18 protein-coding genes and 1 other annotated feature are annotated in these 23,582 nt (G+C 29.5%); of the genes, 15 read left to right on the top strand and 3 right to left on the bottom strand.

The features are described 5' to 3' along the window. Nucleotides 1–15 precede the first annotated feature (15 nt). The 3 genes from B2W91_RS08970 to B2W91_RS08960 all read left to right on the top strand — a co-directional run bounded on the left by B2W91_RS08970 (nucleotide 16) and on the right by B2W91_RS08960 (nucleotide 4,359). Nucleotides 16–1,422 (top strand): MBOAT family O-acyltransferase, encoded by a 1,407-nt coding sequence (locus tag B2W91_RS08970; RefSeq protein ID WP_291580160.1) that lies wholly within the window; start codon nucleotides 16–18, stop codon nucleotides 1,420–1,422. A 37-nt stretch (nucleotides 1,423–1,459) separates the two neighbouring features. Next, nucleotides 1,460–2,599: a DHHW family protein gene (locus tag B2W91_RS08965; RefSeq protein ID WP_291580158.1), complete on the top strand. Its 1,140-nt coding sequence runs from the start codon at nucleotides 1,460–1,462 to the stop codon at nucleotides 2,597–2,599. A gap of 893 nt (nucleotides 2,600–3,492) precedes the next feature. Beyond that, on the top strand, nucleotides 3,493–4,359 hold the full coding sequence (locus tag B2W91_RS08960; RefSeq protein WP_039634776.1) for a tRNA 2-thiocytidine biosynthesis TtcA family protein: 867 nt from the start codon (nucleotides 3,493–3,495) through the stop codon (nucleotides 4,357–4,359). Nucleotides 4,360–4,424: 65 nt separating this feature from the next. Here the strand turns inward: B2W91_RS08960 and B2W91_RS08955 are convergent, their stop codons facing one another. Next, a complete protein-coding gene (locus tag B2W91_RS08955; RefSeq protein ID WP_291580157.1) occupies nucleotides 4,425–5,783 on the bottom strand; it encodes a YjiH family protein in 1,359 nt (452 codons plus the stop codon). Nucleotides 5,784–6,076: 293 nt separating this feature from the next. Continuing rightward, nucleotides 6,077–6,344, top strand: a binding site (T-box leader). A 138-nt stretch (nucleotides 6,345–6,482) separates the two neighbouring features. Between B2W91_RS08955 and lysS the strand changes: the two genes are divergently transcribed. The 5 genes from lysS (at nucleotide 6,483) to B2W91_RS08930 (ending at nucleotide 11,800) form a co-directional block, all read left to right on the top strand. Beyond that, nucleotides 6,483–8,003 carry a lysine--tRNA ligase gene (lysS, locus tag B2W91_RS08950; protein WP_291580156.1) on the top strand — a complete coding sequence of 507 codons (1,521 nt, stop codon included), beginning with the start codon at nucleotides 6,483–6,485 and terminating at the stop codon, nucleotides 8,001–8,003. A gap of 803 nt (nucleotides 8,004–8,806) precedes the next feature. Continuing rightward, nucleotides 8,807–8,950, top strand: a complete 144-nt coding sequence (locus B2W91_RS08945) for a hypothetical protein (protein ID WP_291580154.1) — start codon at nucleotides 8,807–8,809, stop codon at nucleotides 8,948–8,950. Beyond that, nucleotides 8,913–9,431: a S4 domain-containing protein gene (locus tag B2W91_RS08940; protein ID WP_291580153.1), complete on the top strand. Its 519-nt coding sequence runs from the start codon at nucleotides 8,913–8,915 to the stop codon at nucleotides 9,429–9,431. Before B2W91_RS08945 ends, B2W91_RS08940 begins: the two co-directional genes overlap by 38 nt. A gap of 220 nt (nucleotides 9,432–9,651) precedes the next feature. Continuing rightward, on the top strand, nucleotides 9,652–10,473 hold the full coding sequence (locus B2W91_RS08935) for a MerR family transcriptional regulator (RefSeq protein ID WP_291580151.1): 822 nt from the start codon (nucleotides 9,652–9,654) through the stop codon (nucleotides 10,471–10,473). A 223-nt stretch (nucleotides 10,474–10,696) separates the two neighbouring features. Further along, nucleotides 10,697–11,800: a VanZ family protein gene (locus B2W91_RS08930; RefSeq protein ID WP_291580149.1), complete on the top strand. Its 1,104-nt coding sequence runs from the start codon at nucleotides 10,697–10,699 to the stop codon at nucleotides 11,798–11,800. Nucleotides 11,801–11,922: 122 nt separating this feature from the next. Here B2W91_RS08930 and B2W91_RS08925 read toward each other — a convergent pair whose 3' ends face one another. Continuing rightward, nucleotides 11,923–13,728 carry a glycerophosphodiester phosphodiesterase gene (locus tag B2W91_RS08925; protein WP_291580148.1) on the bottom strand — a complete coding sequence of 602 codons (1,806 nt, stop codon included), beginning with the start codon at nucleotides 13,726–13,728 and terminating at the stop codon, nucleotides 11,923–11,925. A 183-nt stretch (nucleotides 13,729–13,911) separates the two neighbouring features. Between B2W91_RS08925 and B2W91_RS08920 the strand changes: the two genes are divergently transcribed. The 7 genes from B2W91_RS08920 (at nucleotide 13,912) to B2W91_RS08890 (ending at nucleotide 22,809) form a co-directional block, all read left to right on the top strand. Next, complete coding sequence (locus B2W91_RS08920; protein ID WP_291580147.1) at nucleotides 13,912–15,447, top strand: FAD-dependent oxidoreductase; 1,536 nt, start codon at nucleotides 13,912–13,914, stop codon at nucleotides 15,445–15,447. Nucleotides 15,448–15,606: 159 nt separating this feature from the next. Further along, nucleotides 15,607–16,173, top strand: coding sequence for a glycerol-3-phosphate responsive antiterminator (locus B2W91_RS08915; RefSeq protein WP_291580146.1), 567 nt, complete (start codon nucleotides 15,607–15,609; stop codon nucleotides 16,171–16,173). 296 nt (nucleotides 16,174–16,469) lie between these two features. Further along, on the top strand, nucleotides 16,470–17,972 hold the full coding sequence (gene glpK, locus B2W91_RS08910; protein WP_291580145.1) for a glycerol kinase GlpK: 1,503 nt from the start codon (nucleotides 16,470–16,472) through the stop codon (nucleotides 17,970–17,972). A gap of 281 nt (nucleotides 17,973–18,253) precedes the next feature. Then, a complete protein-coding gene (locus tag B2W91_RS08905) occupies nucleotides 18,254–19,693 on the top strand; it encodes an NAD(P)/FAD-dependent oxidoreductase (protein WP_291580143.1) in 1,440 nt (479 codons plus the stop codon). Nucleotides 19,694–19,707: 14 nt separating this feature from the next. After that, nucleotides 19,708–20,967, top strand: a complete 1,260-nt coding sequence (locus B2W91_RS08900) for an NAD(P)/FAD-dependent oxidoreductase (RefSeq protein WP_291580141.1) — start codon at nucleotides 19,708–19,710, stop codon at nucleotides 20,965–20,967. Nucleotides 20,968–20,969: 2 nt separating this feature from the next. Next, nucleotides 20,970–21,317 carry a DUF1667 domain-containing protein gene (locus B2W91_RS08895; protein ID WP_291580140.1) on the top strand — a complete coding sequence of 116 codons (348 nt, stop codon included), beginning with the start codon at nucleotides 20,970–20,972 and terminating at the stop codon, nucleotides 21,315–21,317. 16 nt (nucleotides 21,318–21,333) lie between these two features. Next, the gene (locus tag B2W91_RS08890) at nucleotides 21,334–22,809 is read left to right on the top strand and encodes an NAD(P)/FAD-dependent oxidoreductase (RefSeq protein WP_291580139.1); all 1,476 of its coding nucleotides are present in this window, start codon (nucleotides 21,334–21,336) and stop codon (nucleotides 22,807–22,809) included. Between the two features lie 48 nt (nucleotides 22,810–22,857). On the opposite strand, the gene B2W91_RS08885 is transcribed toward B2W91_RS08890, so the two are convergent. Then, nucleotides 22,858–23,337, bottom strand: a complete 480-nt coding sequence (locus B2W91_RS08885) for an AAA family ATPase (RefSeq protein ID WP_291580138.1) — start codon at nucleotides 23,335–23,337, stop codon at nucleotides 22,858–22,860. Nucleotides 23,338–23,582: the final 245 nt, after the last annotated feature.

Raw genomic sequence — 23,582 nt, 5'->3', positions numbered from 1 at the left:
GGAGGTGGACAAACTTTGGTATTTAGTAGTTTAATTTTTATTTTCTTATTTTTACCACTAACTATTCTTATTTATTATATATCTCCTAAGTCTCTTAGGAATTTAATATTACTTTTAGTAAGCCTTGTGTTTTATGCATGGGGAGAGCCAATGTACATATTAATAATGATATTTTCAACAGTATTTGACTACGTTAACGGTTTACTTATAGATAAGTATAGAGAACGTAAGGGAATTACTAGAGCGGTATTTATAAACTCCATTGTAGTAAATTTAGGGATACTTTGTTTCTTTAAATACTATGGATTTGTAGTGGATAATATCAATAATATTTTTAACTTAAGTATAAATGCTTCAACTCTTCCACTTCCTGTGGGAATATCTTTTTATACATTTCAAACTATGTCATATGCTATTGATGTATATTTAGACAAAGTGCCTGTGCAAAAAAACATTATATCTTTTGGGGCGTATGTTACTATGTTCCCACAACTTGTTGCAGGTCCTATAGTAAAATATGGAGATATTGCTAAGCAATTAGATGAAAGAAAAGAAACTTTAGATAAGTTTGGTGAAGGAGCAGAATTATTTATAAGAGGACTTTCTAAAAAAGTATTTCTTGCAAATAATATAGGACTTCTTTGGACCAGTGTGAAAGCAACCCCTATGGCAGAGCTTACAGTAATTTCTGCATGGTTAGGGATAATTGCCTTTACCTTCCAAATTTATTTTGATTTTAGCGGATACTCTGATATGGCACTAGGTCTTGGAAAAATGTTTGGTTTTGATCTTATGGAAAACTTCAATTATCCATATATATCAAAAAGTGTAACCGAGTTTTGGCGTAGATGGCATATTTCATTAGGTTCATGGTTTAGAGAATATGTATACATTCCTCTTGGTGGAAACAGAACAACACAGCTAAAGCAGTTTAGAAATCTGCTTGTGGTATGGTTTTTAACAGGATTATGGCACGGAGCAAACTGGAACTTTATTTTGTGGGGATTGTATTTTGGATTCTTTGTAACTATAGAAAAGCTGTTCTTTTTAAAGTGGCTTAAGAATAGGCCTAAATTTATAGGACATATCTATACTCTTATTGTAGTTATTGTTGGATGGGTGTTTTTTGAGTTTGAAAGCCTATCTTTAGCGATGGGATTCATAGGAACTATGTTTGGTTTTGGGAAGCATTTATTAATGGACAGTAAGACATTATATTACATATCAACTAATATAGTATTGTTTATAGTATTAGCAATTTGCTCAACTCCACTTCCAAGAAAGGTTATTATAAGTATAAGAGAAAGATTGAAGATGGTAGGTGCCATAGTTGTTCCACCTATATATTTAATATTAATAGTTCTTTCAACTGCTTATTTAGTAAATGAAACATATAATCCTTTCTTATACTTTAGATTTTAATAGTATTAATATGTTCACTTTGAAAGAGGTGTTTTTCTTGAATATATATGACAAAATATATAAATACATTATGGCAATATTGCTTTTATTATTTATAGGCTTTATGGTGACTTTAAACATATTAACTCCTAATAGGAAATTTTCAGATTCAGAAAATAGAAACTTAGAGCAACTACCAAAGTTTTCATTTAAAAATCTTATGGGTGGAAAGTTTACTTCAAATTATGAAAAGTATATTTCTGATCAATTTGCACTAAGAGATTTTTGGATAGGAGTTAAATCTGATGCAGATAGAGGTATAGGAAAAAAGGAAAATAATGATGTTTATTTAGGCAAAGATGGTTTCTTAATTCAAAAATTTAATAAACCAGAAGATAAGGATTTGAAGAATAAGGTAGAAACAATAAATTCCTTTGACAAGGTAACACCTAATGTTAATAAATATTTTATGCTAGTGCCTACTGCTGCTAAGATATTAGAAGATAAGCTTCCTAGCTATGTTTCTGATAGTGATGAGCTTACATACATTGATATAGTTAAAAAATCTATAAATAATGATATAAATTTTGTTGATTTATATGATACTTTAAGTTCAAAAAAAGATGAGTACATATTTTATAAAACAGATCACCATTGGACAACAAGAGGCGCATATTATGCATATGAGGAACTAAGTAAGAAGATGGGGATTACTCCAAAGGGAGAAGAATACTTTGATATACAAAAGGTTACAGATGAATTTTATGGATCACTATATTCAAAAAGTGGCTTTAGGCATTTAAACCCTGACATTATTGAATTATATTTACCAAAGGATGATGAAAAATATAAAGTAGAGTATTTAGGTGAAGATAAAAGCTATGAATCTCTTTATGATATGAATAATATCAATAAAAAAGATAAATATACAGTGTTTTTCAATGGAAATCATCCATTAATTAAAATAACAACTAATAAGGGTGAAGGAAAAAAGCTATTAGTAGTTAAAGATTCTTATGCAAACAGCTTTATACCTTTTTTAACATCTCATTTTAGTGAAATTTATATGGTAGACCTTAGATATTATAATGAGGGACTAAATACACTAATACAGGAAAATCAAATAAATGATATGTTAATACTTTATAATGCAAATACTTTCTTTGAAGATCCATCTATAAGGAATTTATCTGAATAGATTAAAAGTCATCTATCATAATTATGTTAGATGACTTTTTTATATATTAAATTTAATTAGCTATTNNTTTGCGGAAAAAGGAACTGCACAAGTTATAAGGCCTTGTCCGGGAATTTCTAATGTATATTTAGCTGAGCCACAGATTTGAGCATAAGAATCTGTCATTTTAGATATATACCAGTTTTTTTGTTCAAAATTTTTTATAGTAAAATTTTCTTCATTGATATTATCATTATTAATATTTGAATTGACATCTAACACTTTATACATTCTTTGAGTATATAATCCATATTCATCTATATTTTGTACAAAGGAATAGTGAATATTTATATCAATTCCATAAGGAAAAGATACATTGGATTCATCAATATTTAAAATAGTATTGCCTTCATAGGTTTTATAAGCTTCTTCAGCAATATATTTCTCGGAAGGCACTGATTTATGAGCAAGCTGCTTCATCTCCAGTTTTTGAGCATTTGATTTCTTTTGACATTCTATACCAAACTTCAAGAGAAATCCTATATCAGTTAAATCCTTTGTTGATTGAGCTTCTAAATCTAGTTGGCTAGAGTCAAATTCTGCACCAATACTAGTTGCTTCAGTGATAAGGGATTCTATTTCTTTAATTAACTGTTTTTTGTATCCATCTTCTATTTTTGAAAATAAATTCACTGTCCCAATAATACTTAAAATCATTAATGAACATAATATAATAGAAATCCTTGCTTTAATTTTTTTGGAAAACATTACATACACTCCTTATTTTGGGATAATTGTATTTATATATAAATATTAACATAGAATATGCATAATACCAATATAATTTAAACACTTTCGAAAGACAAAAACCGTTATTGATGGTATAATGTTTTCGTGAAAAGAGAGGTGATAGCATGAGCGAAATTGCAGGAAGTGGTTGCGAGGTTTTAATTCCTTTTAATGAAAGAAAGCCACTTGAAGAAATTGAGCGTAGTCTTATTAAAAAATATAGAAAAACCATATGGTCTAAATTTATTAAAGCAATAAAAGATTATAATTTAGTTGAAGAAGGGGATAAAATCGCCGTAGCTATATCTGGTGGTAAGGATAGCTTAGTTATGGCTAAGTTATTTCAAGAGCTTAAACGTCATGGACAGATGAATTTTGAGCTAGAGTTTATTGCTATGGACCCTGGTTATCATAAAAATATTAAAGAGTTACTAATTGATAATTGTAACTATTTAAATATTCCAGTTCATATTTTTGAATCTGGTATTTTTAAAATTGTAGATGATATTGCTAAGGATTATCCTTGTTACATGTGTGCAAGAATGCGTCGTGGAGCATTATATTCAAAAGCACAAGAATTAGGTTGTAATAAGCTTGCATTAGGGCATCACTTTAATGATGTTATAGAAACTACACTATTAAATGTTCTTTATGCAGGAAACTATAAAACTATGCTTCCTAAGTTAAAAGCTGCCAACTTTGAAGGATTAGAACTAATTCGTCCTCTTTATTATGTAGAGGAATGTTATATTCAAAAATTCACTCAAAGCAGCGGTATATGGCCATTAAACTGCGCATGTATGGTTGCAGCTAAGAAAATTGGAAATAAACGTTTTGAAATTAAGGATCTAATTGCAGAATTAAAGAAAAACTTTAATGACGTAGATAAATCTATATTTAGATCAGCGCAAAATGTAAATATGGATGCTATTTTAGGATGGCAAAAAGATGGAGAAAAACATTCTTATTTAGATTTTTATGATGAAGAATAAGTTATCTAATAAATAATAAAATCCTAGGAAAAAAGCTTCCTAGGATTTATTTAAATATATTATATTTAAAACAATATATGTGCAATCAGTACTATAATTGGTAGAGTTACTATAGTTCTTTCAATAAAGATTATTATTAAATCTTTTATGGAAACAGGAATTTTAGAGCCTATTAGCAATCCACCTACTTCAGACATATATATAAGTTGCGTTACTGAAGTACAAGCTATAACAAAACGAGTTAAATCACTTTTAATAGTACTTCCTATAACAGTAGGTAGAAACATATCTGCAAATCCTACAATTAAAGTTTGAGAAGCTTCTTTTGCTTCAGGCACTCTTAATAATTCAAGTAAAGGAATAAATGGCATTCCTAAAAACCTAAATATAGGGGTATATTCCGCTATTATTAATGCTAAAGTACCTATTGACATAACTATAGGTATAACACCCATCCACATATCTAAAACATTTGTAACACCTTCTGCTAAGACTCCTGTTACGCCACTACTTTTACTAGCTTTCTCAACAGCTTGTTTTAATCCCCATTGAAAAGAAGTAAAACCTTCAGGAATTTCTTCTTTAACATTTTGCTTATTATCTCCATAATAGGTATCTGGCTTTCTAGATAACGGTGGAATACGTGGTGTTATGATTGCTGCCACAATCCCTGCAAAGGTAACTGTTAGGTAAAATGGCACAAATAAATGACCAAGATTTACCTGAGAAATTACAACAAGACTAAAAGTGATAGATACAGCAGAAAAAGTTGTACCTATTACCGCTGCTTCACGAGTGGTATAAAATCCATCTTCGTATTGTTTGCTAGTTAAAAGCACTCCAATGGTACCATCTCCAAGCCATGAAGCAATGCAATCTATTGAGGAACGTCCAGGTAATTTAAAGATAGGACGCATTATCTTAGTTAACAACGTACCGAAAAATTCTAGTAGCCCAAAATTTAAAAGCAATGGTAAGAACATACCTGCAAATAAGAATACAGAAAATAGAATAGGTAACAAGCTATATAAAAGCAATCCTCCAGTATTTTCTGACCAAATCATTTCAGGCCCTATTTTAAATGCAGTACAAACTGCAAAGATCATACCAGCAATTCTTGCAATCAACCAAATAGGTGATATATTAAATAATGTATTTAAAAAGCTATTTTTTAAGATAAATTTAGGTTTAAATATCTTAGTTAAAATAGTTCCTGTTACAGTTACGCATATAATGGCAGTCATAACAATTGGTAGTATTTCTATAAAATAATTAAGTACAAATTTAGATAATACAGCTACAGGTATAGTAATATCTCCATTGAATAAAATAGGTGTCATAAAAAATAGTACCCCTATTAATGATGGAATAATAAAACGTAACAAATCAGCTGAGGAATATTTTCTTTGATTTAAATTCTCCATTAATTAAGTTCCTTTCTTATAAAGTTAATAATTATACAAACAATATTTATAATAATACATTATTTTTAATTCGCCAACCCTTATTTGCAATTAATTTTAAATTATTAGGAATAAAAATATAGAATATAACTAAAAAATTGTATAACCATGCAAAATATTCATAATTATAGCTTTGTTTAAAGCTGGTATAAACAAAGTTTAGAAGAAAATCATATAATTTTAGGAATTTTATAAAAAAAGTTAATTTTCTTATTGACTTTTGGATTTGTTCGAATTAAAATAATATTTAAAATATAAAGACGATGAAGAGAAGAGTAGATAAATTAATTGTTGCACAGAGAGCTCCAGTAGGTGAGAGGGAGCGAATAAATTATTTATTGAAAAAAGACTCTGAGTTTCAAGTGGATTTTAGCTTATTAGTTAAAAGTATACTTTGACAGTGGCTCCTGTTATAGAGCTAGGGTATAATCACAGAAATTGTGACGTACTTGAAGAGGTTAATATGGTGACATATTAACAAACTGGGGTGGTACCGCGAAGTTAGTTACTCTCGTCCCCAAGACTATTGTCTTGGAGGTGAGAGTTTTATTTTTGACTTTTTTTAATTTTAATAAGATATCTAATATAAAATATACCAGCATATTTACTGGTCACTTTAAGAAGATGTCTAACTTTTAAAAATGAAAGGTGGTATCATTGATGTTTAGAAATTATGAAAATATTGAAGAATTAAGAGAAATAATGAATGACGCAAATGAATTTGTGGTGGAAAGAGTTAAAAAATTAAATGAGTTAATAGAAAGAGGAGTAAACCCATACCCATATGGTTTTAAAGAATGCGTTTATTCAAATTATATAATAGATAATTTTGATCATATAAAAGAAGAAGAAGTTTATACGCTATCAGGAAGAATAATGCTTCTTAGAAGAATGGGAAATGTAACATTTTTAAACTTAAGAGATCAAGAGGGAGATATACAGGTATACCTAAATAAAGGTGCATTAGGTAATGAAAAGTATAATTTATTAAAACTTATAGATACAGGAGATATTATTGGGGTAGAAGGTACAGTATTTAAGACTAAAACAGGAGAAATAACAATTAAGACTAGTGAGGTTACTATACTTTCTAAATCCATAAGACCATTACCTGAAAAATACCATGGAATTCAAGATATGGATTTAAGACAAAGACATCGTTCATTAGATATGATTATGAATTCAGAGGTTAAGGAAAGATTTATCAAACGTTCAAGAGCTTTAAGCTATATAAGAGAATTTATGAACGGCATGGGATTTTTTGAAATGGAAACTCCTATTCTGGATACTAAATATGGTGGAGGGGAAGCAAAACCTTTTGTCACCTATGTAAATGCACTAAGTTCTGACGTTTATATGAATGTATCTCCTGAGCTTTACTTAAAAAGACTTATGGTAGGGGGCGTAGACAGGGTTTACACTATAGGAAGGTCATTTAGAAATGAAGGCATTGACAGAACTCATTATCCTGAATTTACTCTTTTTGAATGTTATATGGCATATGCGGACTACACAGATATGATGAGGCTTATGGAGAATTTATATGAGTATGTATTTACTAAAGTAAATGGAACAACAAAGAGTGTTTATGACGGCGTAGAAATAGATTTTAAAGCGCCATGGAGAAGAGCTAGAATGTGTGATTTGGTAAAAGAAGATACGGGGATTGATGTAGAGTTTTTATCAAGGAAAGAAATTGTAAAAATAGTCGAGGAAAGAGAATTGTTAAGTGATGAAGCTTTAGAAGGATTAGATATTAAAGATATGACAAAAGGTGATCTAATAATGACTATTTTTGATGAGTATTCAGCTTCAAAGCTAGTAGAGCCTACCTTTGTAATAGATTTTCCTGTAGAAACTTCACCTCTTTGCAAAGTTCATAGAAAGAATTCTGAGTTAATAGAAAGATTTGAACCTTATGCTTATGGGGTGGAGCTTGGAAATGCTTATTCAGAGCTAAATGATGCATTAAGACAGAGAGTGCTGCTTCATGATCAAGCTGATAAATTAAGAGCAGGTCTTGAAACTGCAAGTCCTATGGATGAAGAGTTTGCTGTAGCAATAGACGTAGGTATGCCACCAGCAGGAGGACTCGGAATAGGAATTGATAGAATGATAATGTTCTTAACAGGAGCAAATTCAATAAAAGATATTATTGCCTTTCCATTAATAAAAAGATAAAGTTACAACAAAAATGCTATCCTGAGTTTTAGGATAGTGTTTTTTATTGTATATTGAGTTAATAGATTGTTGTTTGAATATTCTATATTTTATTGACAATTTTAGATTGGTATCATATATTATAAATTATAAAGATTAAGTTTTGGAGGGCTTGTAGTTATGAAACCATCTAATTACTAATTAAATTTTTATTTAATTAATAAAGAAGTTTTAAAATACCTAAGTAATTAGGTTTATTTGTTATGCTTCTTAAAAATTAGTAATTAGAAGGTAGAAAACTTATAGAGCCAAATTGGGCATCTTCAAAAAAATAATAGAGGAATATCTTAGCCTATTTTGTATCATACTGCGTCATTAGAATCTACCCATAGCGCCACTATGACTAAATTCTAACTCCTTGTCTGATAAAAAATATACTAACATCTTTGATCTATTATTTTCTTTCAAATGCCTTAATCTTAATTTTTGCTCATAATTTATGAGTTAGCTTTGCTTTACTTAGTTTAAAATTAAGAATTTAAAAAATTTAGGCTATAAGAGGGATTATCTTCTTATAGCCTTTTTAGGCATATTCAAAAAATAATAAGCTAGTATGTTAACTTAATTTGTATCATACTGCGTTGTCAGAGCCTGCACATAGATACCACTATGAGCGGAACCTGATGCCTTGTCTGATACAAAGTATACTAACATCTTTAACTTCTTATTTTCTTTCATATGCCTTATGAAAGTAGGTGAAATCGTATGACTCCTTATTACAAAGTAGTGTATTCAAATCAATAAACAAGAGGAGTATAAAGTTTATGATTAATGCATTACTAACCAGGATAGAGTTTATTATTTTTGCAAATTTTAATGAACCGTCCCTTAAAATAAATATTCCTCTTGAAGTTTTAAGGAGAGAGGAATATGGAGAAAGTATTATATTTAAATTGGGAAATTCATAATAATAATTTAGACAGCGAAGAAAGATATTGTCATAACTGTGGAAAAAAAGTTATATTTATAGATTCATTAAAAAGAAGACAAAATGCAAATGGAAAAAATATATTTCACTATGCTATATACAAATGCCCTAATAATCATACATGGAATAAGATGCTAAATACTTTTAAAGCAATTCCAAGATTAAATAATTTAGATGGTGAAGTTTACAAAAGAGAATCTAAAATCGATATGATATTTATAGAAGACTTAATTGCTAAAGGATTTGATTATGTTGAAATAACTATTGACGTTATTAATGAAAAAGTAAGGTTAGATAAATTGTTATCAAATCAAATTTTAGATTTAAGTCGTTCTAAGATAGAAGAAGGGATTAAAAGTGGATTCATTTTAATAAATGAAAAATTAGTTAAACCTAAAACTGTAGTTAGAGAAAAAGAGACAATTTCTTTGGAATTAAATAAACTTAAATCAGTAGAATAAAAAATTAAAAACTCTATTGACCCTCCTATAATAGGAGGGTTTATTATTTATTTAGAGGGAAATTACAAATAACTAAGAGAATTTTTAATTAATTATAAAGTTGAATTTACTAGGAAATATATCTAGATGTGCAACGTGCAATAAAAACTTTATATTTAGAAAATCATAGTTTAAGTTATAATTTTTCTCTTATCCTCAATGTGCACAAGGAGGTAAATATATGATTAAAATAGGAGAATTCTCTAAGATAGGAAGAGTTTCTGTTAAAACTTTAAGACATTATGATGATAGGGGACTTTTAAAACCTGTAAAGATAGATGATTTTACATTATATAGATATTATGATGTGGATCAGCTATCAACTTTAAATAAAATACTACTATTAAAGAATGCGGGATTTTCTTTAAAGGATATTAAAAAGCTTTTTAATGAAAATTTAACTAATGAAGAATTAATCAAAGAATTAAGAGAAAAAGAAAAAGAGATAAAAGAAGAAATTTCAAAGTCTAATGATACATTAAAAGAAATAAATTTTTTAGTTGAATACTTAAATAAGGAGGACTGTATGATGGATAATTATGATATAGTTATTAAAAAAGTAGAAGGATTTAAGGCAGCTTCTGTTAGAGATGTAGTAGAAAGCTATGGAGAGCAAGGTAATTTATGGAGTGAACTTAATCAACATGTATTTGCGAGTAAAGGTAAAATAAGCGGACCATGCTTTAGCATATATCATGAATACGGATATAAAGAAAAGAATGTAGATACGGAAGTAGTAGAACCTATAGAATTTGATATACCTGAAAGTGACAAAGTTAAAGTAAAATATTTCGAACCTGTAGAAAATATGGTTTGTTATATTCATAAAGGCTCTTTTAAAATGATTGGCAAATCTTATGAATTTGCATTAAAGTGGATTGAAGCTAATGACTATGAAATAGCGGATAATATAAGAGAGGTATATCTTGTAGGAATGGGCAATTCTAATAATGAAGATGATTATATAACAGAAATCCAAATACCTGTAATTAAAAAGAAATAGATTAAAAGCGTGGATAAAATTCCACGCTTTAATTTATTATATGAACTATTTTTCTATGTGACATTAATGTAACTTACTATTATGATAAATATAGATTAAAATATATTCAGATGAGAATTATAGTTAGTGATAATTATAGTATAAATATTTTATAATAAATAGAGTTACACTAAGTTGATATTGGATATTTTTAATAACTTAAGATGAAAAGGAGATGATTTAAATGAGTGTATATTCTCAATCCATTTTTGTAGCATTTGCAACATTTTTACTACTTGCTTTTGCGCTAACTGTTCCTTTTCTTATCTATCAATATAGAAAATATAACTACATAAATAAATTTAGAGCATTAATATTATATTCTTTTTTATATTATTGTTTAGTGGCATTTTATCTAATAATTTTACCATTACCGCCTACTCGTGATACTTGTAGTTGGATACCGGCTGGTAGACAGTTCTATCAATTAGTACCTTTTAACTTTATAAAAGATATTATAAAAGAAACATCAGTAGTATTATCAAATCCTGCAACGTACTTAAGAATTCTTAAAGAGCCTGCATTTTTACAAGCATTTTTTAATGCTATATTACTTTTACCAATGGGGGTATATTTAAGATATTACTTTAAAAGAAGTTTAAAACAAACAGTAGTGATATGCTTTTTAACATCTTTATTTTTTGAAGTAACTCAATTAACAGGAATATATGGAATATATAATTGTCCATATAGACTATTTGATGTTGACGACTTAATGTTAAATACTTTAGGTGGATATTTAGGATACTTAATAACACCTGTATTCTCATATTTAATGCCAAGACAAAAACTTTTAGATAAAGAAATAAATGAAGATATTATAAGAGTAGGATATATAAGAAGAACATTAGCTCTTAGTGTAGATTGGTTTATACTTGATATCGTATTATCTTATTTTGGAGATAAAGAGAATATACTTGCTAATGCAATAGTGGTATTCTTATATTTCATAGTGCTACCTTATGCAACTAACGGTAAAACACTAGGAAAATCCTTAGTTAGAATAAAAATAAAAGGCACAGAGGAAAAACTGAAATTTAAAGAAGTTTTAATAAGATATTCAATCTTATATTATGGTGTCTTTGGCTACATGAATTTTGCTACACAATCTTATTTAATAAATACAAATCCATACATACAAGTAGGATTTGTAATATTATTAATACTAGCTTTACCTGTACTTGGAATACATCTAATTCTTCAAATGATAAGAAAAGATATACTGTTCTATGAGAAAGTAAGTAACACTAAGAATGTACTTATTTCAAAAGGTAAAGTGATTAGTTAGCATAAAAGTATCCAATGAGAAAAATATATTAATGTTCTCATTGGATGTCCTTTACTAGAGGATTACTATCCTATAATGATTTTAATGAAAACCTAGTTTATATCTTCGTATGCGGCAAGAAATCATTTTTCTTTCATTTCAGCTATTACTTTTTTAGCAGTAGGAACATCATCTGTGATTATTCCATCTACACCTAGTAGATAAAAGTCTTCCATAGAACTCTTGCTATTTACAGTCCACACATATATAGGTTTATTTAGTAATCTAGAAGCATGTATAATTTTATCTGTTACTAAGGATTCTTCTATTGTTAAAAAGTCAACTTCAATAAATTCAACTTTAGGAATTCCAGCATATATTATATAGCCTACTTTAAGTTTAGGTTCAGCTTTTTTTATTTCTTTTAAAATAGGAAAGTTTGTAGATTGAACTACACATTGGTCTATGAAATTATTATCTTTAATAACTTGTATAAATTTATTGATAAAGTCTTCTTCTTTTCCATGCAGCTTTACTTCTATATTTAGCTTTATTTTTCCCTTAGAAAGTTTAATAACTTCATCTAAGGTGCTAATTTTGCCTGTAAAACCACCTTGCCTTAATGTTATTTCTCTTACTTCATCTAAAGTAAGTTCAGAGATATTAGCATTAACCTTCCCAAGCCTTTTTAAGTTAAAATCATGTATTACTACAAGCTCATTATCCTTAGTTTGAATCACATCTATTTCAGCATAATCAGCTTTTTCATTTATAGCACCTTCTATTGCCTCTAGAGTATTTTCCACACCATGTAATGAACTTCCCCTATGTGACATAATTACTAAATCTGTATACCCACCTTCAAATGGGTCTACAACTATAGGTAGGACAAAAGAAATAATTACAAATGGCAATAAAAGAAAAACAACAAAGGATTTTTTATGTTTAACTAAAAAGCTTTTCGCATTGTCATTAGCAGTTTTTATATTCTTCTTTTCAATATTGATTTCATTTTTACCACATCTATCTAAATACAACTTAGTTATAAGATTTATATAAAAAGGTGTAATTATTGATGTGGAGATATAAAAAGCAATAACCACTAAAGTAAAGAAAATGGATGTTATTACGGAAGAAATAATACTTTCTTCTGCAATTATATTGCTTAGTAAAAGGTAAATTAATATTAATATAAAGGCTAATAGAGATATTAATAAAAGCATAAATAATACATATATAAATATACTTACTAACACTCTTAGTGCAATTTTAAAGTAATTCCCTTTAACCATTTTACTGCTTTTTTTAGCAGCAGCTTTAAAATTTTTATTTCCTTCAAGTACTATAATATGAAGAGAATAAATCCATCTAATATTTAAATATATAATAATAGCAAAAGTTATCGTATAAAATATTATGCCGGTTGTAGTTTTAAATAACTCTCCTGATATAAAGTTAGGTATTTCTATAGAAGGTAAAAGAGTAGAGCCTACGCCTATATTTAATAGTGGAACTAAAAGAAGAAGGTATGTTGCTATTCCTAAAATTCCATATTTAAATACATAAGGTAAATATCCAAGAGATTTTATAAAAGCATCTCCTATGAGAACTCTTTCTCCTTTGTTACTATAATAAGAAATTATAATAAGCATAGAAAATTCTAAGAAAATAAGAATTATAGCTATAGGAAGCAGTATTAAAACAGTTAAAAAGCCATACCTACTAAAACCAAATCTTAAAAGTTCATTATTAGTGATTGCTTTAAAACCTGCAATAGATAATAGCCCGTTAAATATCATAGAAATCATAGGAATAAATACTATCATAGCTAAAAGTTTATATATTGTTTCAAAAATAAGATTTTCCCAATAGGTAAACATCAATCTATTGTAAGAATGCAAAAATAGTTTAAATGCAGAAGTTTCTCTTATATTTTTCTCGTTTTTCATTCAATACCTCACCATATAAATATTCTTAGTTAATTTTAAAAATGTAAATTATTTTGAGATATCCATCAACTTCAAAGTTAATATCATCATATTATAATTATAAACATATAATAATTGCAAAATTAGCATTTTGTAAATAATAATCCTCTTATTTGTAAAAATTAATATATAGGAGGGGATATTATGATAAATATAAATAAATCCTTATGGTTAGATACTACAAAAACTACAAATTATGAAAAACTAAATGGTAATTTTGAAATTGATATTGCAATAATAGGTGGTGGGCTTGTAGGGATTAGCACTGCTTATATGCTAAAGAAGAGTGGATTTAATGTTGCCGTATTTGAAGGAAATAGAATTGGTGAAAATGGTACAGGAAATACTACTGCAAAAATAACTTCTCAACATGATTTAATTTACGATAAGCTCATTAACGATTTTAGAAAGGAAAACGCTAGGCAATATGCAGAGGCAAACCAATCAGCAATTAAAAAGATAAAGGAGATTATTGAAGAAAATAATATTGATTGTGACTTTGAAGAAAAAATATCTTGTGTTTACACAGAATCCGAGGAATACATAGATAAAATAGAAAGGGAAGTAAAAGCAGCTAGAAGTTTAGGAATATCTGCTGAGTTTGCTAAGAAAGTAGCTCTTCCTTTTGATATAAAGGCAGGAGTGGTTTTTCATAATCAAGCACAGTTTCACCCTAGAAAATATCTTTTAGCTTTAGCAGAAAAGGTAAATGGCGATGGATCATACATATTTGAACATACTAGAATTTTAGATGTGGATAAAGAGGATAAAAAATTAATTCTTTCAACTAAAGATGAAAAGATAACTGCAAATAAGGTTATAGTTGCAACCCATTTTCCTATTTTAAATAGTCATGGTCTTTATTTTATAAGAATGCATGGAGAGCGTTCCTACGTATTAGGATTAGATACTAAAAATATAAATATAGATGGAATGTATATAAGTGCAGAGAATCCTAAAAGATCTTTTAGAACACAAAAACTAGGTGATAGAGATATATTGTTATTAGGTGGAGAATCCCATAGAACTGGGGAATTTTATAATACTGAGAAATGCTATGAGGCATTAAAGAAATACGGAGAAAAACTCTATGAGAATATGGAAATTATATATAAATGGTCAGCACAGGACATGACACCATTAGATGGAGTACCTTATATAGGACAGTATTCTGCTAATACAGAAAATTTATATGTAGCTACAGGATTTCAAAAGTGGGGAATGACTAGCTCAACTGTTGCAGCAATGATTATTACTGATTTAATAAGTAATGGTAAAAGCCCTTGGATAGATGTTTATACCCCTTCAAGACTTAATGTAGCATCATCAATTAAGGAGCTAGGAGGGAATGCTTCCAAGTTTACGCAAAGATATACTAAAGGAAAGTTGGATTATCCTGAGAAATCTATTAAGGAAGTAGATAAAGGCGAAGGGAGGGTAGTTGAATATAAGGGGAGAAAAATAGGAGTATATAGAGATGAGGAAGATAACTATTATGGTGTGGAGATAATATGTCCTCATATGCAATGTGAGCTTCAATGGAATAATAGTGAAAAAAGCTGGGATTGTCCTTGCCATGCTTCAAGATTTACTATAAAAGGTGAAATAATAGAAGGACCATCAGTAAAACCTTTAAGATTAGTAGACATAGATAAAGAGAAAATTAAAAATAATGGCTAATAACATAAATACATAAGCAAAAATTAACAGTGCTATTGAGAAAAGTTGCATAAATTCACAATGATTTATGCAATTTTTTAAAAATATGAGGAAAAACCTTTTCATTTACTTTATTTTATGTAACAATTATATTATAATAAATAGTAAGAAGGTACTAAGATGAGAAAGTTGTTTTATGAAGCTTTAGAGGATATACCTGTAGTATCCGCTGTTAAGGATATGGAAGGGCTTGAAAGAGCATTAAAAGCTGATTCGAAGATTGTGTTTATTCTATTTGGTGATATATGCAGCATTAGAAACATAGTTAAAAAAGTTAAAGATAGTGATAAAATAGCCATTGTTCACATTGATTTAATTGACGGACTTTCAAATCGAGATATTATAATAAATTTTCTAAAAGAAAATACGGAAGCTGATGGAATTATAAGCACTAAAGCTAGTATGATAAAAAATGCTAAGGAGCAAGGGCTTATAACAGTACAACGGTGTTTCATACTAGATTCATTGTCCCTTGAGGGTAGTAAAAAACATATGAATTCTGGATATGCAGATGCTATTGAGATTTTACCTGGTGTTATGCCAAAGATTATAAAGAGAATAGTTAGTTTTTCTAATCTGCCAGTTATTGCTGGAGGATTAATTGAAGATAAAGAGGATATAATGTTAGCACTTCAAGCAGGAGCTACAGCAGTATCTTCAACAAAAAATGAAATATGGTTTATGTAGTAAGAGATTAAGAGATAAACTACAAAAACAAAACGCCTTTTTAGGTGTGTTGTTTTTGTAGTTTTTTGTTTTCTATTTATTAAATAATTGGTAAAAATAAAGGGATAATTTTATGCTATGTAATTATTAAATTTACTAATGAAATATTTAATATTCATTCATGAAAATTAGCAGACTCGTTCAAAAATAAATTAATCTAAGTTCCTGAATTGCCAATTGTTTTAAACATATATCCGAAGTTGTATTAAGCTATATATTAACTTTCTAGATTAAACATATGATTGGAGGAATACCACATGGAAAAGTATATTGTAGCATTAGATCAAGGTACTACAAGTTCAAGAGCAATAATTTTTGATAAGGAGCAAAATATTCTCGAGATTGCTCAAAAGGAAATTACACCTATGTATCCTCAAAAGGGATGGGTTGAGCAAGATCCTATGGAGATTTATGCATCTCAATATGGGGTTTTAACAGAGGTTTTAGCAAAGACAGGATTACTAGCAGAAAATATAGCTGCTATAGGAATTACAAATCAAAGAGAAACTACAATTTTATGGGACAAAGAGACAGGAAGACCAGTTTATAATGCTATAGGTTGGCAGTGTAGAAGAACAGCAGAAATATGTGACAAACTAAAGGCAGATGGCTGGGAATCATATATTAGAGAAAATACAGGTCTTGTTGTGGATGCATACTTCTCTGCTACGAAAATCAAATGGATTTTAGATAATGTTGAAGGAGTTAGAGAAAAAGCTGAAAAGGGAGAAATATTATTTGGAACAGTAGACACTTGGCTTGTTTGGAAGCTAACTAATGGAAAAGTTCACGTTACAGATTATACAAATGCATCTAGAACAATGCTTTTTAATATTAGAACACTAGAATGGGACAAAAAAATATTAGAGGCTTTGGATATACCTAAAAGTATGCTTCCACAGGTTAAAAATAGCAGTGAAATTTATGGAAGAGCTAACCTTGGTGGAAAAGGCGGAACAAGAGTACCTATATCAGGAATGGCAGGAGATCAGCAAGCAGCACTATTTGGCCAGGCTTGTTTTGAAAAGGGATCTGCAAAAAATACATATGGCACAGGATGTTTCTTACTAATGAACACTGGTGATGAAATAATACAAAGTAAAAATGGCCTTATAACAACAATTGCAATTGGAATTGACAATAAAGTGCATTATGCTCTTGAAGGAAGTGTATTTGTTGGAGGTGCAGTTATTCAGTGGCTTAGAGATGAGCTTAGAATAGTAAATGATGCAAATGATACAGAATACTTTGCTCAAAAGGCTAAAGATAATGGAGGAGTTTACATAGTACCTGCCTTTACTGGACTTGGAGCACCTTATTGGGATATGTACGCTAGAGGAGCTATTTTTGGGTTAACAAGAGGAGCAAATAGGAATCACATAATTAGAGCAGCTCTTGAATCTATAGCTTATCAAACTAAGGATGTAATTGATGCAATGATAGAGGATACAGGACTTGAGCTTGAAGATCTAAAAGTTGATGGAGGAGCAAGTTCAAATGGATTTTTACTTCAATTCCAATCAGATATTTTAGGTAAGATAGTAAGAAGACCACTTATAAGAGAAACCACTGCACTAGGTGCAGCTTATTTAGCAGGGCTTGCTGTAGGCTTTTGGAAAGATAAAGAAGAGATTATGGATAAATGGAATGTAGATAACGAATACACACCAAATCTTGATGATGAAACAAGACAAAAGCTTTACAAAAACTGGAGAAAAGCAGTTGTAAGAGCCCAAGAGTGGGAAGAACATGATGCTTAATATAATGCACAGTGCACAATTCACGATTCACAATTAAGGATAATTCTCAGTGAACTGAGAATTTGAAAAATAGTTATTTTAGATTCTAGTAAGTAATCCTTATAAGAAGTACATGGTTAAACTGAAAAAAGCTTTTAATAAATTAATCATTATTAGTGCTTTATTTTTTACTTACCAAATTAAATATTTTTAATTTCTCAGCATAGCTGAGAAATGTCCATAAATTGTGCATTGTGCACTGTGAATTGCAAATTGAAGTATGACTTTGGGAGGAATTGTTTATGTATGATGTAGTAGTAATAGGAGCAGGAATAATAGGAGCTTCTGTAGCAAGAGAACTTGCAAAGTATGATTTAAATGTGAAGGTATTAGAAAAAGAAAATGATGTTTCAAATGGGACAACAAAAGCAAATAGTGCTATTGTTCATGCGGGTTATGACCCTAAAAATGGTACTATGATGGCTAAGGTAAATGTTAAAGGAAATGAAATGTTTGAAGGAATATGCAACGATTTAGATGTTCCTTTTGAAAGAATAGGTTCATTAGTACTAGCTTTTGATGAGGATGATTTAAAAACAATAAATGCACTTTATGAAAATGGTATAAAAAATGGAGTACCAAATCTTCAAATATTAACTAAAGAAGAAGTTTTAGAACTTGAACCAAATTTAAGCACAGAAGTAGCAGGGGCATTACATGCACCTACAGGTGGAATAGTAGGACCATGGGAATACACAATTGCTCTTATGGAAAATGCAGTAGTTAACGGTGTAAAACTTCAATTAGATGCTGAAGTTACCTCAATAGAAAAATCAGAAGATGGATATAAAATAGTTGTTAATGATTCAGATATGCCTATTTATACAAAGTATATAGTAAATGCAGCAGGAATTTATGCAGATAAAGTTCATAATATGGTGGCTAAACCTGCATATACTATAAGCCCTAAAAAAGGACAATATTTTGTAATGGATAAAACACAAGGAGAATTAGTAAATAAAACAATCTTCCAATGTCCAAATGAACGTGGTAAGGGGGTACTTGTTACACCTACAGTTCATGGAAATCTTCTTGTAGGACCAGATTCAGAAAGTACAATAAGCAGGGAAGATTTCTCAACAACAACTGAGCAATTAAATTTCGTTAAAGAAAAAGCTTCACTATCTGTTAAAAACATTGCTTTTAGAGATAGTATAAGAACCTTTGCTGGGCTTAGAGCTTATTCTGAAAGACCAGATTTTATTGTTGAAGAAGCAGAAGATGCAAAAGGATTTATAGATTTAGCAGGTATGAAGTCTCCTGCATTATCTTCAGCACCAGCAATAGCTTTAGAGGCTATTGAACTTTTGAAAAATAGCGGATTAGAGCTTAAAGAAAATAAAAACTTTATAAGAGAACGTAAGCAAGTAGTATTTATGGAGCTTTCACCAGAGAGAAAAGCTGAAGTAATCAAGGAAAATCCGAGCTATGGAAGAATCATTTGTAGATGTGAAAACATAACAGAAGGAGAAATATTAGATAGTATAAGAAGACCAGTAGGGGCAACTACTCTAGATGGAGTTAAGAAGAGATGCAGACCTGGAATGGGAAGATGTCAAGGTGGATTCTGCGGCCCAAGAGTTCAAGAAATTCTATCAAGAGAACTTGGAAAAAATCTTGAAGAAATAGTTCTAGACAAAAATAATTCTTATATTTTAACAGGTGAAACTAAAAAGAAATAGCAGGAGGCGTAAAAATGAATTACGATTTAGTAGTTATTGGTGGAGGTCCAGCTGGACTTGCAGCAGCATTAGAAGCACATAATAATGGAGTAGAAAATATATTAATAATTGAAAGAGATAAAGAACTTGGAGGAATACTAGAACAATGTATTCATAACGGTTTTGGACTTCACACTTTTAAAGAAGAACTTACAGGTCCAGAATATGCTCAAAGATTTATAGATTTATTAAATAAAACTACTGTTGATGTTAAGTTAGATACAATGGTTTTAGATGTAAGACCAAATAAAGAAATTCATGCTATAAATTCAGAAGATGGATATATGATAATTAATACTAAGGCTATAATTTTTGCAATGGGATGCAGAGAAAGAACAAGAGGAGCTATAGCAATTCCAGGAGACAGACCTGCGGGAGTATTTACAGCAGGAGCAGCTCAAAGATACGTTAATATGGAAGGCTATATGGTAGGAAAAGATGTTGTTATATTAGGTTCTGGTGATATAGGACTTATAATGGCGAGAAGAATGACTCTTGAAGGAGCTAAGGTTCATGCTGTAGTTGAATTAATGCCTTACTCAAATGGGTTAAATAGAAATATTGTTCAATGCTTAAATGATTATAATATTCCATTATATCTTTCACATACTGTAACTAATATAAAAGGTGATGGAAGAGTTGAATCTGTTGTAATTTCAAAAGTTGATGAAAATAGAGTACCTATTAAAGGAACGGAAATAGAATTTAAATGCGATACTCTTCTTTTATCAGTAGGATTGATACCAGAAAATGAATTATCTAAAAAGGCAAGCGTTGAAATAGATAGAAGAACTAGTGGACCTGTAGTAAATGAAAGTATGGAAACTAGTGTTGAAGGTATTTTTGCTTGTGGAAATGTAGTTCACGTACACGATTTAGTTGACTTTGTTACTGCTGAAAGCCAAAGGGCAGGACGTAATGCAGCAAAATATATAAAAGGTGAAATTAAAAATAGCGAAGACTATATTTATATTAAAAATGGTAATGCTATAAATTACACAGTACCACAAAAAGTAAGAGTAGAAAATCTTGATAAGGGAATAGATGTATTTATGAGAGTAAATAATGTTTATCAAGATGTGGCTATAAAGGTAAAAGCTGATGATAAAGAACTTTTAAGCTTTAAGAGAAAGCATATGGCACCAGGAGAAATGGAAAAAATAATGATTCCTAAGACTATTCTCGAAAGCGTTAATAAAGATGAAATAATAATTTCTGTGGAGAAGGAGAGTTAATTATGACTAAAGAGTTAATATGTATAGTATGCCCAAGAGGGTGTCATCTAGAGATAGATGTAGACAATGATTATAAAGTTAGTGGTAATTTATGTCCAAGAGGCGCAGAATATGGGGTTAAAGAATTAACTTCTCCAACAAGAGTTGTAACTTCAACTGTTAAGATAAAGGGAGGAATTCATAATAGACTTCCTGTAAAAACTAATGGTGCAATACCTAAAGATTTAAACTTTGATTGTATGAAACTTTTAGATAATATTGAAGTATCTTCACCAATTAAAGTTGGAGATGTAATAATTGAAAATGTACTAGGAACAGGAATAGACTTAATAGCAACAAGAAATATGTAGCTTAGGAGAGAAGGGTATGATTTATGATGTAGCAATTATAGGGGCAGGAATTGTAGGCACAGCAATTGCAAGAGAACTTTCTAAATATGATCTTTCTATTGCACTAATAGAAAAAGACGTTGATGTCTCTATGGGTGCTACAAAGGCAAATAGTGCTATAGTTCATGGAGGCTATGCAGAAAAACACAGTACTTTAAAAGGGCAGCTTTGTTATAAGGGAAGAATGATGTATGAAGAGCTTGATAAAGAATTGAATTTTGGATTTAGAAAAACAGGCTCATTAGTAATCAGCTTTGAAGAAGATATAAAACCACTAGTAGGTCTTATGGCAAATGGAATTATGAACGGCTGCCATGATTTAAGCATTATAAATAAAGAAGAGATATTAAAAATTGAACCTGATATTAATCCTAATGTAAAACATGCTCTTTATTGCGAAGGAGCAGGAGTTTGTTCTCCTTATGAGATGGCAATTGCACTTGCTGAAAATGCTATAACAAATGGTGTAGAGTTATTCTTAAATAATATGGTTTTATCTATAGAAAAAGAGGACAATATTTTTAATATAAAGACCAACAATGGAAATTTTTCTTCACGGTTTGTAATAAATGGAGCAGGGCTTTATAGTGATGAAATTTCTTCTATGGTAGGGGAGGATTATTTTAAAATTCTTCCTAGAAGTGGCGAGTATCTACTATTTGCTAGAGATACAGGAAAAGTTCTTAATACAGTAGTATTTCAAATGCCTACCACTTATGGCAAAGGTGTTTTGGCGACAAGCACTTATCATGGTAATTTATTAATAGGACCAGATGCTTCCGATGATTCAGAAAAAGATGATACTTCTACTCATATAGAAAGAATGAATAAAATATTGGAACTTGCTAAAGATACTACAGATAAAATTGATATTAATAAATTTATAAGAAGCTTTACAGGCATAAGAGCTAGAAGTAATACAGATGATTTTATAATTGAAGAAACATCTACAAAGGGATTTATAAATGTGGCAGGAATTCAGTCACCAGGTCTTACTTCAGCACCTGCTATAGCACTAATGGTTAAAGAAATATTAGAAAATGCAGGATGTGTTCTTAAGAAGAAAGATAATTTTATAGCTTATAGAAAGCCTATAATTACTAAAAAAGATCTTGTGCCTTTTAAGGAAATAAAAGATAAGATAGATATAGATTCTTGTCCAGAAAAGATTATTTGTAGATGTGAGCAGATAACAGAAGGCGAAATTATAGATTCACTTCATAGAGGCATTAAGGTTACAACCATTGATGGAGTAAAAAGAAGAACTAGAGCATCTATGGGTTGGTGCCAAGGAACCTTTTGCAGACCTAGAATAAAAGAAATAATCGAAAGAGAATATAATATTAAAATTGATGACAAAGAAGATGTTGAATATAGTGGAGTAAATAGAGTAGGCAAGTCAGAGATATTAGAGAAGCTAGGTATAGAAAATAATAAAGACAATAATTTATAAAACAAAAGCCGTGAAGCATCGCGGCTTTTTTATTTATTAAGTTGTATATTAAAATAAATATTTAAAATATCTTTCTCTATTATCTAAAAAATCTTTAGTAAGTTTAAAATGTTCAGTATCTTCATAGTCTATCTTTTTTATAAAATCACCATTAAAATCGTATATAATTGCATTTGGATAAGACATTATTATTGGTGAGTGGGTAGCAATTATAAATTGAGATTTTGTTTCATCTATAGTATCGTGAAGTATTTTTAAAAAAGCTATTTGTTTTTCAGGTGACAATGCAGCTTCAGGCTCATCTAAAAGATAAATCCCTTTTCTAGAGAATCTATTTGTTATTACACTTAAAAAAGACTCACCATGGGATTGAGCATAAAGCTCTTTATTTCCATAAGCAGCATATACTTCATTTCTATCTACATAAAGATCATTTGCCAAATCTTCAAGATATTCAGCATAATTAAATAGAGTTTCTGCTCTTAAAAAGAAGCCATTATTAATTTTAGGCAGCCATGACAAAGTCATGATAGAACTCAAAGATAAATCGTCTAAAGAACTATCAAGTATAGAATTTTGGCTTCCACTTTTTATGGAAAATCCAATTTTATGAGCAAGAGCCTCTAATAATGTTGATTTACCAGATCCATTTTCCCCTACTAAAAAACTACATTATGTTCTGTATCTATAAAGTCAGTGTTCATTAACGATTTTACATTAAAAGGATACACATTTTTATTTTTTACTTTGTTCCAGTTAAAAGTTATTCTTTT

The sequence above is a fragment of the Clostridium sp. UBA6640 genome, from assembly GCF_002455975.1.
Lineage (GTDB): Bacteria > Bacillota > Clostridia > Clostridiales > Clostridiaceae > Clostridium_J.
Note: the sequence above shows the minus strand (reverse complement) of the source record. Positions and strands in the feature narration are given on the sequence as shown.